The sequence below is a fragment of the Micromonospora tarensis genome (genome assembly GCF_016803395.1).
GTDB lineage: Bacteria > Actinomycetota > Actinomycetes > Mycobacteriales > Micromonosporaceae > Micromonospora > Micromonospora tarensis.
In genome coordinates, this window is sequence record NZ_JAEVHL010000251.1 from 1 (window position 1) to 9,360 (window position 9,360).

Genomic DNA, 9,360 nt, shown 5'->3' on the forward strand with positions numbered 1-9,360 from the left:
CCGGGTCACCTCCGTCCATCGCCGGCAGCCTAGTCCAGTGGACGCCGCGGCGACGGCGGCTGTCCACCTGCTGGCCGGACGGCCCAGTCCGCCAACCGGCGGGCGTGCGCGGCCACCTCGGCGCGCAGCGCGTCCGGCTGCCGCACGGTGAACGGGCAGCCCAGGCCGGCGAGGAGCGCGGCCATCCCGGGCAGGCTCTGTGCGCGGGCCCGCAGCAGCACCCCGTCGGCGCCGGCGGTCAGCTCGGCCACGCTGGGCGGGATGCGGCGACGGGCGGCGACCAGGTCGATCTCCAGCAGCACCTCCACCTCGTGCGGGTACGGCACACCGGCCAGCGACCGGGTCACCCAGGTCACCGCCTCGAAGCCGTCCGGCACGGTGAACGTCGCCGCGCCGGGCGTCACGGCGCCGATCCGGTCCAGCCGGAAGGTACGGATCTCGCCGCGTCGGTGGTCGTGGCCGGTGACGTACCAACGGCCGGCGTGGAAGACCAGCCCGTACGGGTCGAGTTCCCGGTGCGACCGCTCACCCCGCCAGGAGCGGTAGTCCACCGCCACCCGCTGCCGGTGCCGGGCCGCGCTGGCCAGGGCGAGCAGGGTGCCCGACGCCGGGCCGGGCTCCCGCCCGGTGCGCCGCACCGTGAAGCCCAGCTGCTCCTGGACGGCGGCCAGCCGGTCGGCGAGCACCGCCGGCAGCACCCGGCGGATCTTCGCCAGCGCGGTGGCGGTGGCCGGCTGCTCGGTGGCGAGCCCGACCCGTTCGGCGACCACCAGGCCGAGCAGCACCGCCACCGCCTCGTCGTCGGTGAGCATCAGCGGCGGGAGTTTGTAGCCGGGGTGCAGCCGGTAACCGCCGTGACGGCCACGGTCGGCGGTGACCGGGATGCCCAGCTCGACCAGGGTGCCGACGTAGCGGCGCACGGTCCGCTCGTCCACCCCGAGGTGGCCGGCGAGCTCGGCGGCAGTCGACCGGTGCCGGGTCTGCAGCAGTTCGAGCAGGGCCAGCACCCGACCTGCGGGCTGTGACACGGGCCACTCCTGGAAACCGGGCGGATTCTGTCCGGATTCGATCGTACGGTCGGTCGGTAACCGAGAGAAGGAGCGATCGATGGCGACTTTTGTGCTGGTGCCGGGGTTCTGGTTGGGTGCCTGGGCGTGGCGGGAGGTGACCGCCACGCTGCGCGGGCAGGGCCACGAGGTGTACCCGATGACACTCACCGGGTTGGCCGAGCGCGACCACCTGGCCGGGCCGGCGGTGACCCTGGAGACCCACACCACCGACATCGTCCGGCTGATCGAGGTCGAGGAACTGCACGACGTGCTGCTGGTGGGGCACTCCGGCGGCGGCATGCCGGTCGCCCAGGCGGCGGACCGGATCCCGGAGCGGATCGCCCGGGTGGTCTACGTGGAGAGTGGACCGTTGCCGGACGGCACCGCCCAGTTCGACACCGTGCCGCCGGAGGAGCAGCAGCGGCTGCGCGCCCTGATCGGCGACGGACACCTGCTGCCGCCGCCGGCCTGGGATCCGGCGGTCGACCCGACCAACCTGGCCGGCCTGGACGAGCCGACGCTGGCGTCGCTGCGGGCCCGCGCCACCCCGCAGCCGCTGCGGACGGCCACCGACCCGGTACGACGCACCGGCGGCCGACCGGTGCCGACCGCCCTGGTCGCCAGCACCTTCCCGCTCAGCGTGGTGGAGCAGCTGATCGCCCAGCGGCACCCGCTCTTCACCGGCCTGGCCGGTGGTCGGCTGTTCGAACTGCCCACCGGGCACTGGCCGATGCTCAGCGAGCCGAAGGCACTGGCCGACGTGCTCGACTCGGCCGCCCGCGACTGAGCGGCGTCCCGGTCAGCGCGGCAGCAGGGCGGCGACCTCGTCGACGACCTGCGCCGGAGTCCGGCCGTCGGTGACCACCGTCTCGGTGGCCACCTCGGCATAGAGCGGTCGGCGCTGGTCCAGCAGGTGCTTGAGGGTGGCCCGTGGGTTGATCGCCAGCAGCGGCCGGCCAGCGCCGAGCCCGACCCGCTTCACCGCGTCGGGCAGCTCGACCGAGAGGTGCACCACCCGGTGCCCGACGAGCGCGGCCCGGGTCTCCTCGGCGAGCACCGCGCCGCCACCGAGGGCGAGCACCCCGGTGCCGGCGGCCAGCGCCGCCGCCACCGCGGCCCGCTCCAGGGTACGGAAGTGCGCTTCACCCTCGTCGATGAAGATCTCCGGGATCGGCTTACCGGCCAGCTGCTCGATGTCGGTGTCGGTGTCGCGGAACTCCACCCCGAGGGTGGCGGCGAGGGCCCGTCCGACGGTGGTCTTGCCGCAGCCCGGCGCACCGACCAGCACGACGACCGGAGCCATCAGCGGATGACCAGCGCGTCGAGGTAGCCGGCCAGGTTGCGACGGATCTCGACGACCGAGTCGCCGCCGAACTTCTCGGTGGCCGCCTCGGCCAGCACCAGCGCCACCATCGCCTCGGCGACGACCGCCGCGGCGGGCACCGCGCAGACGTCGGAGCGCTGGTTGATCGCGGTGGCCGGCTCGCCGGTGCTGACGTCCACTGTGGAGAGGGCCCGGTTCAGCGACGAGATGGGCTTCATCGCGGCGCGCACCCGAAGTGGCTCGCCGGTGGTGATGCCGCCCTCCAGCCCGCCGGCCCGGTCGGTGACCCGGCGGACACCGGTGGCCGACGGGATGATCTCGTCGTGCGCCTCGGAGCCACGGGAGCGGGCCTGCTGCCAGCCGTCGCCGATCTCCACGCCCTTGATCGCCTGGATGGACATCAACGCGGTGGCCAGTCGGGCGTCGAGCTTGCGGTCCCACTGCACGTGGCTGCCCAGGCCCGGTGGCACCCCGTACGCCAGCACCTCGACCACGCCGCCGAGGGTGTCGGCGGCCTTCTTCGCGGCGTCGACCTCGGCGACCATCAGGGCGCTGGCCTCGGGGTCGAGGCAGCGCAGCGGGTCGGCGTCGATGCGGGCGGCGTCGGACGGGGTCGGTCGCAGCCCCGGCTTGGCGGCCACCGGACCCAGCTCGACGACGTGCGAGACGATCTCGATGCCGAGCGCCTGCCGGATCAGCGCCTTGGCGACCGTGCCGACGGCCACCCGGGCGGCGGTCTCCCGCGCGCTGGCGCGTTCCAGGATCGGCCGGGCGTCGGTGTGGCCGTACTTCTGCATGCCGGCCAGGTCGGCGTGGCCCGGCCGGGGGCGGGTCAGCGGGGCGTTGCGGGCCTGCCGGGCCAGCTCGTCGGGGTCCACCGGGTCGGCGGCCATGACGGTCTGCCACTTGGGCCACTCGGAGTTGCCCACCCGGATCGCCACCGGGCTGCCCAGCGTGACGCCGTGGCGCAGCCCGCCGAGCAGCTCGACCTCGTCCCGCTCGAACGACATCCGGGCACCTCGGCCGTAGCCCAGCCGTCGGCGGGCCAGCTCGTCGGCGATCTCGGTGGTGGTCACCTCGATGCCGGCGGGCACCCCCTCGAGCATCGCGACGAGGGCCGGACCGTGCGATTCACCTGCAGTCAACCAGCGCAACACAGCGGACAGTCTGTCACGCCCCGCCATCGACGCGACACACTGCCCGCCGCGTCCCGCCCTGCGGACGCCACCGTCCGATCAGCGGTCACCTGTCGCACCGGCAGCGGCAGGTCAGATCCCCCGGCCGCGCTTGTGCAGGGTGCGCAGCACCGCGTCGGCCCGGACCACCCGACCGGCGACGGCGAGCGCCAGATAGGCGCGCGGCTCGCGGGGGTTGCTGCGCAGCGTGCGACGGGCCCAGCGCAGCGCGCCCCGGCGGTCGCCGGAGGCAGCCTGGGCGAACGCGATCTGCCCGGCCACCCGGGCCTCGCCGGCCGGTTGGCTGGCGAACTCCGGGTAGCGCCGCAGCAGCCACTGTAACGCCTCCGAGATGGTGTCCCAGCGCTGCGCGAAGTAGGAGCGCTTGTGCCAACGGACCAGCACCGACGGCGTCCGCAGGTTGATCAGCGGCGCGCTGCGCGCGGCCCGGAGCAGGAACTCGTAATCCTCCGCGTAGCTGCCCGGGATCTCCTCGTCGACCAGCCCGAACCCGTCGCGCAGCGCGCTGGCCCGGATCAGGAAGGTCGACGGGTGCAGCTCGGTCATCCGGTCGCGCAGCAGGTCGTCCAGGGTGATCCGGTCCTTGTCGAGCACCCGGTCGACGGTGTGCCCGTCATAGCTGACCCGGATGCCGCAGCAGACGAACTCGGTCGCCGGGTCGGCGGCCAGCGCGTCGACCTGGGCGGCCAGCTTGCCGGGCAACCACTCGTCGTCGTCGTCGCAGAACGCGACCAGCTCACCCTCGGCCGCGACGGTGCCGCTGTTGCGCGCACCGGCCAGCCCGGGGGTACGTCCGTTGCGGATCACGCGTACCACCCGGGTCGGGCCACCGCCCAGCTCGGTCAGCGACTCGTCGGGCGTGGACTGGTCGAAGACCACCACGACCTCGATGGGTCCCGGGTACTCCTGTGCCAGGATCGCGCGCACCGCGGCCCTCAGCAGCTCGGGGCGGTCCCGGGTGGGCACCACGACGCTGACGCTGGACTGCTGGGTCATCGGATCTCCTCCGTACCTCGGCGAAGCCGCCAGGACCGCCGTCGGGGCGGGCGCGGGGTCGAGCGGGCCACCAGGTCGTCCACGATCTGCCCGACCCGGGCCACCGCCGCCCGTCGCGCCTCGTGCGCCTCCGGGTCGGCGGCGACCGCGTACCGGGACGGGTCGGCCAACCCGGCGGCCAACGCGTCGTGCAGCGCCTCCCGGGTCTCGCAGAGCGCCACCAGCCCGGCGGCGCCGAGCCGGCGGGCGAAGAGGAGCTGGTGGTCGTCGACGTGCTCGCCACGGGTCGGGTCGCGGGGCACCACGATGGGCAGGTGGCCGTGCCGGCGGGCCTCCAGGATGGTCGCCGGGCCGCCGTGGCAGACCACCAGGTCCGCGTCGGCCATCGCCTGCTGCAGCGCGTCGTGGCCGAGGAACGGCACCGCGCCGGACAGCGGCGGCGCGTTCGTGTGCCCGTGCTGCAGGGTCAGCCCGATCGACTCGGTGGCCTGCGCGTGCCACCGCGCCAACCAGTCGACGAGCCGATCGAAGGGGTGCTTGTCGGTGCCGACCGCGACCAGCAGGCGGAGCTGGGCGACCGCCGAGCTGTCGCGCTGGCGGGGCAGCCGGGCCGGCTCGGCGGCGGTGCGCGGCTGCGGACGCCGGGCGGTGCCCGTCTCCCCGGTCACAGCAGCGTCCCGACGACTGTCGCCTCGGGGTACTGCCGGCGTTGCTCGTCCCACTGCACGAGCATCGCGGACAGGAACGGTCGACAGAGCCGGGCGGTCAACGTCGGGGTGTCGATCCGGTCGTACACCTCGATGTAGACGGTCGGGATGCGCCGCAGCCGGGCCAGCACCACGAACGGGACGGCCACGCCGGCACCGGTGGTGACCACCGCGGCGACCCGCCGGGCTCGCAGCACCCGCCAGGCCAGCAGCGCGTTGCGCAGCAGGTTCGGCACGTTGCGGGTGGTCGGGTGGTGAGCCGGCACCAGGTCCTCCCCGGCCAGCAGGGACACCGCCTCCGGGGTGTCGAAGGTGACCCAGCAGCGCTGCCACCGTTCGTACCAGGGCCGTAGGGCCAGTAGTTGGGCCAGGTGGCCGCCGCTGGAGCCGACCAGCAGCAACACCGGTGCCGCACCGTCGTCGTTCTTCGTGTCCACGCGACTCCCCACAAGTTCACTTGGAGTTTCCGTTCACGCCAGGCAGAAGCAGATCACACGTTCACCGGTCGTTGAATAGCGCGACCGGACGAGATGACGATCTCCACGGCGGGCGGTCGGGCGTGCCGATCGTCCCAGGTCCATCGATCGTCGTCACCACCTGCGATTTCGTCGTCACGCTGCGGCGCACCCCGACGCCGCGATTCCTCCGGATCAACCGCTATGTCTTTTCTCGATGACATCCAGGAGTGCGGGATGCAGCGCCAGGTTCCAGCCGGCCCCCGCGTCGGCCAGGCGCCAGGTCCGCAGCCACATCTCCACCAGGTACGCGTCGGCGACGAGGTGCCGCCGCGCCGCGTCCAGACCGAGCCGGTCGCCGTGCCGGCCCAGGTACTCGTCGACGGCCGACGCCGCGACGTCGGCCGGCTCCCCCCGCAGCACCAGAGCCCGCTGGAACGCGTCGTGCGCCAGGTCGAAGCCGACCGGCACGTCCGGCCCGCTGTGCTCCCAGTCCCAGGCGACCAACCGGCCGGCGTGCCAGCCCAGATTCCACGGCACCCAGTCACCATGCCAGTGACCGAACTCGACTGTGGTGTCGCCATGCCGGTGGGCCAGCGCGGAAACCGCCGCGACCGCCCGCGCGCCGGCCGGCTCGGCCGTGGCGGCCCGGCCGGCCTGTTCGGCCAGCCGGCGCAGGAAGGTCGACTCGGCCAGTCGTCGGGGGGTGCCCGCCGGGCCGCCACGCCTGGCGACCGCGAGCAGTGCCGCGACCCGTGGTGGGTCGTCCACCGGCACACCGCGTACCGCCGGTGGCAACGGCTCGATCACCGCGACCACCTGGCCGGCCCACGCCGTCTCGGTGAGCAGCCTCGGCGGTGTCGGGTGGTCGGCGACGCCGCCGACCGTACGCAGCGCCCGCAGGGCCGCCGCCTCGGCGGTGACCAACGCCCGGGTCGCGCCGTTCCAACCGATCTTCGCGTACCCGCGCGGGCGACCGTCGGCGGTGAAGAGTTGCAGGGTGGGCTTGCCGTTCGGGTCGGGCGGGCGAACCCCGCACGCGGCCAACAGCGGCGCGCCGCCCAGCTCGGCGGAGAGCCGCTCGGTCAGCAGCAACTCCTCGGCCGACACACCGGCGGGCACCGAGACGGTGAGCGTCGGAAAGGGCGCGAGCCCCATCCGGCCGAACCGGGCCAGCCCGCCCAGCGCCGCCCGCAGCGCGCGCACCTTCGGTGGCCGCAGGGCGTTGTAGGCCAACAGGGACGCCGCCCCGGCCCGGCGCGCACCCAGCGGCACCAGGAACCGGGCCCGGGCGACCGACGGCACCACCGCGTAGCGGGCCACCGCCTGGTGACCGGCCGGCGGCGGCCCGCCGACGCTCAGCGCGACCCGGTCGTCCGGGAACACCGCACGGCTCACCCAGCCCAGACCGTCCACCCGGGAACGCGGGTCGGTGGCCGGGCGCACCCGCGCCGTCACGCCGCCCGGTCCGCCCAGTCGAGGTCCAGCCCGAGCCGCTGGCGCAACGCGTCGTTGTAGGGCCGGTAGTAGTCGGTCAGCTCGGCCCGCACCGCCGGGTCCAGGGGCGCCGAGCGCCGGTCGTTGTAGACCTTGAAGTCGGGCAGGTCGTACGCCGGCAGACCGAGGAAGTCCAGCGTGCGCCGGTAGGTGGCGCGCGCGTCGCGGTACAGCTCCTCGCTGGGCAGGAAGAGGATCTGCTCCCGGGCGAAGCGCTCCAGCCACGGCTCCAGATGCTCCAGATAGCGCCCCCGGGCCCGGTACGTGTACCAGTCGTACGGCTCGCTGAACGACTCCGGCTCGGCGATCAGCCGCTCCCGCTCCCCCGCCGTGCGCTCCGGCTCGGCCGCCAGCGCGGCGGCGAAGTCAAGCGGTTCGATGCCGTGGGTGCGGCGCTCCTTCCAGTGCGAGTACGCCCGCTCCACCGGGTCGCGCAGCAGCACGATCAGCTTCACCGTCGGCATCAGCGCGGCCACCCGCTGCGCCGCGAGCGGGTGGAACATGTAGAGCGGGGCGGCCTCACCGACCCGCACCGGCCCGCCGTGCCGCCTGGCCAGGACCTCCCGCTGCCGCTCGGTCGGGAAGTGCGAGCGGTACCAGGACTCGCCGCGCCCCCAGTGCTCCTCGAAGTAGTGCGCCGACTTGGTGTTCCAGGCGGGAAAGAGCCGGGGCACCAGCGGATGTTGGATGAGGTAGTTCCACAACGAGGTAGTGCCACCCCGTTTGGTGCCGATGATCAGGAAGTCCGGCAGCGGCCGGCGATCACTGGTGCGCACACCGTAGTCGACGAGCGACTCCTTCACCCGGGTGGTCACCTGGGTCGGGACCAACTGCTTGACCCGGTCACGGATGGACGCCACGACGGACCTCACCTGCCTCTCGTCGATGCCGTGCCGGGCGCGGCGGTGGTAGCCGCGTCGTCCCCACCACGGATCTGCCTCATGGTCCCCCGGATGCCGGCGCGCACCCGGGGCAACGTCAACATGCCGACGCAGCCGGCCAGCAGCACCGCCAGCGCCACCGCGAGGCCGGGCAGGCCGCGACCGCCCGCCAGCACACCGACGCCGGCGGCCAGGCCGACACCGGCGACCGTGGCCACCGCGGCGCGGGCCAGCGCGGCGTCGACAAGCGGCTCGCGCACCACCGAGCGGGCGAACGCCGCCGCGGTGAGGTTCTCGGTGGCGATGCCCACCGCCCAGGCCACCGCCGCTCCGGTGGCGCCCTGGCCGGGGATCAGCCAGAGCCCCAGCGAGACGGTCACCGTCAACCCGGCCACGGTGGCCACCAGGTGCAGGCCGCTGCGCCCGCCCATCAACAGCAGGCTCTGCACGTTGCCCACGCCGGTGTTGACCAGCATCGCCAACGCGAGCACCGTCATCGCCGGCACGCCGGCGGTGAACTCCGGCCCGAACAGCTGGAGGAAGGCCAGCGCGAAGACCGCCAGCAGCAGGTACACCGGCCAGGAGAGCACCAGACCCCAGGTGGTCAACTGCCGGTGCACGGCAGCCGCCGCGGCCCGCTCCCCTCGCCCGAGCAGCCGGGACAACTGCGGTGACACCGCCACCCGCAGCCCCTGCATGGCCAACTGACCGGCCAGCACGTACCGGCCGACCGCGCCGAACACGCCGGCGTCCGCCGGCCCGGCCAGCACCGAGGTGAGCAGCACGCCCACCCACATGTTGCCCGCGTCGATGGCCGCCGAGGCGGCCCGGGGCAGCGCGAAGCGCCAGAACGTCGACCAGTCGGCGCGACGCGGCCGCAACCCCGCGCCCCGGCCCAGCCCGAGCGGGCCGGCGACGAGGGTGAGGCAAGCCAGCAGCGCCAACGCCGCCGGCACCAACCAGCCGGTCATCCCGGCGAGCAGGCCGCCACCGGCGAGCGCGGCCGCGCCGACCAGCACCGGACGGGCGACCGGCAGCAGGAGGAACTGCACCCCGACATACGCCCGGATGGGTCGGACGCAGCGCAGGGCGGCCAACAGCAGGGTCATCGCGACCACCACCGGCACGGCGGCGAACGTGATGCTGAGCAGCGCGGCGCCGTTGCCGACGGAGCCGCCCAGCAGCCGGGGCGCGAGCGCGTCGGCGGCCAGCAGACCCGCGCCGGCGACCAGCCAGCCCGGTCAGCAGCGGCGGG

At 74.3% G+C, this 9,360-nt stretch carries 9 protein-coding genes and 1 pseudogene; 1 reads left to right on the top strand and 9 read right to left on the bottom strand.

The genetic code is table 11. The features are described from left to right. Positions 1 to 29 precede the first annotated feature (29 nt). Positions 30 to 1,028 carry a helix-turn-helix transcriptional regulator gene (locus JM949_RS30035; RefSeq protein WP_203151505.1) on the bottom strand — a complete coding sequence of 333 codons (999 nt, stop codon included), beginning with the start codon at positions 1,026 to 1,028 and terminating at the stop codon, positions 30 to 32. Between the two features lie 79 nt (positions 1,029 to 1,107). On the opposite strand from JM949_RS30035, the gene JM949_RS30040 reads away from it, so the two are divergent. After that, a complete protein-coding gene (locus JM949_RS30040) occupies positions 1,108 to 1,836 on the top strand; it encodes an alpha/beta fold hydrolase (RefSeq protein WP_203151506.1) in 729 nt (242 codons plus the stop codon). A 12-nt stretch (positions 1,837 to 1,848) separates the two neighbouring features. Here the strand turns inward: JM949_RS30040 and JM949_RS30045 are convergent, their stop codons facing one another. From JM949_RS30045 to JM949_RS30080, 8 genes and pseudogenes are all read right to left on the bottom strand, one after another. Beyond that, positions 1,849 to 2,352 carry a shikimate kinase gene (locus JM949_RS30045; RefSeq protein ID WP_203151507.1) on the bottom strand — a complete coding sequence of 168 codons (504 nt, stop codon included), beginning with the start codon at positions 2,350 to 2,352 and terminating at the stop codon, positions 1,849 to 1,851. Next, positions 2,352 to 3,530: a chorismate synthase gene (gene aroC, locus JM949_RS30050; protein ID WP_203151508.1), complete on the bottom strand. Its 1,179-nt coding sequence runs from the start codon at positions 3,528 to 3,530 to the stop codon at positions 2,352 to 2,354. The genes JM949_RS30045 and aroC overlap by 1 nt, the downstream gene beginning before the upstream one ends. Before the next feature lie 111 nt (positions 3,531 to 3,641). Next, a complete protein-coding gene (locus JM949_RS30055) occupies positions 3,642 to 4,565 on the bottom strand; it encodes a glycosyltransferase family 2 protein (RefSeq protein ID WP_203151509.1) in 924 nt (307 codons plus the stop codon). Further along, positions 4,562 to 5,233: a glycosyltransferase gene (locus tag JM949_RS30060; protein WP_203151510.1), complete on the bottom strand. Its 672-nt coding sequence runs from the start codon at positions 5,231 to 5,233 to the stop codon at positions 4,562 to 4,564. The genes JM949_RS30055 and JM949_RS30060 overlap by 4 nt, the downstream gene beginning before the upstream one ends. Continuing rightward, complete coding sequence (locus tag JM949_RS30065) at positions 5,230 to 5,709, bottom strand: UDP-N-acetylglucosamine--LPS N-acetylglucosamine transferase (protein WP_407664849.1); 480 nt, start codon at positions 5,707 to 5,709, stop codon at positions 5,230 to 5,232. Before JM949_RS30065 ends, JM949_RS30060 begins: the two co-directional genes overlap by 4 nt. 213 nt (positions 5,710 to 5,922) lie before the next feature. Next, positions 5,923 to 7,185 carry a hypothetical protein gene (locus JM949_RS30070; RefSeq protein WP_203151512.1) on the bottom strand — a complete coding sequence of 421 codons (1,263 nt, stop codon included), beginning with the start codon at positions 7,183 to 7,185 and terminating at the stop codon, positions 5,923 to 5,925. Continuing rightward, positions 7,182 to 8,084 carry a sulfotransferase domain-containing protein gene (locus JM949_RS30075; protein ID WP_203151513.1) on the bottom strand — a complete coding sequence of 301 codons (903 nt, stop codon included), beginning with the start codon at positions 8,082 to 8,084 and terminating at the stop codon, positions 7,182 to 7,184. The genes JM949_RS30070 and JM949_RS30075 overlap by 4 nt, the downstream gene beginning before the upstream one ends. Positions 8,085 to 8,092: 8 nt before the next feature. After that, positions 8,093 to 9,334: pseudogene (locus JM949_RS30080) on the bottom strand (lipopolysaccharide biosynthesis protein); the annotation flags it as partial. Positions 9,335 to 9,360: the final 26 nt, after the last annotated feature.

Excerpts from the sequence above, each read along its gene's own strand:
- JM949_RS30040 (WP_203151506.1), top strand. The coding sequence starts at position 1,108 with ATGGCGACTTTTGTGCTGGTGCCGGGGTTCTGGTTGGGTGCCTGGGCG.
- JM949_RS30045 (WP_203151507.1), bottom strand. The coding sequence starts at position 2,352 with ATGGCTCCGGTCGTCGTGCTGGTCGGTGCGCCGGGCTGCGGCAAGACC.
- JM949_RS30055 (WP_203151509.1), bottom strand. The coding sequence starts at position 4,565 with ATGACCCAGCAGTCCAGCGTCAGCGTCGTGGTGCCCACCCGGGACCGC.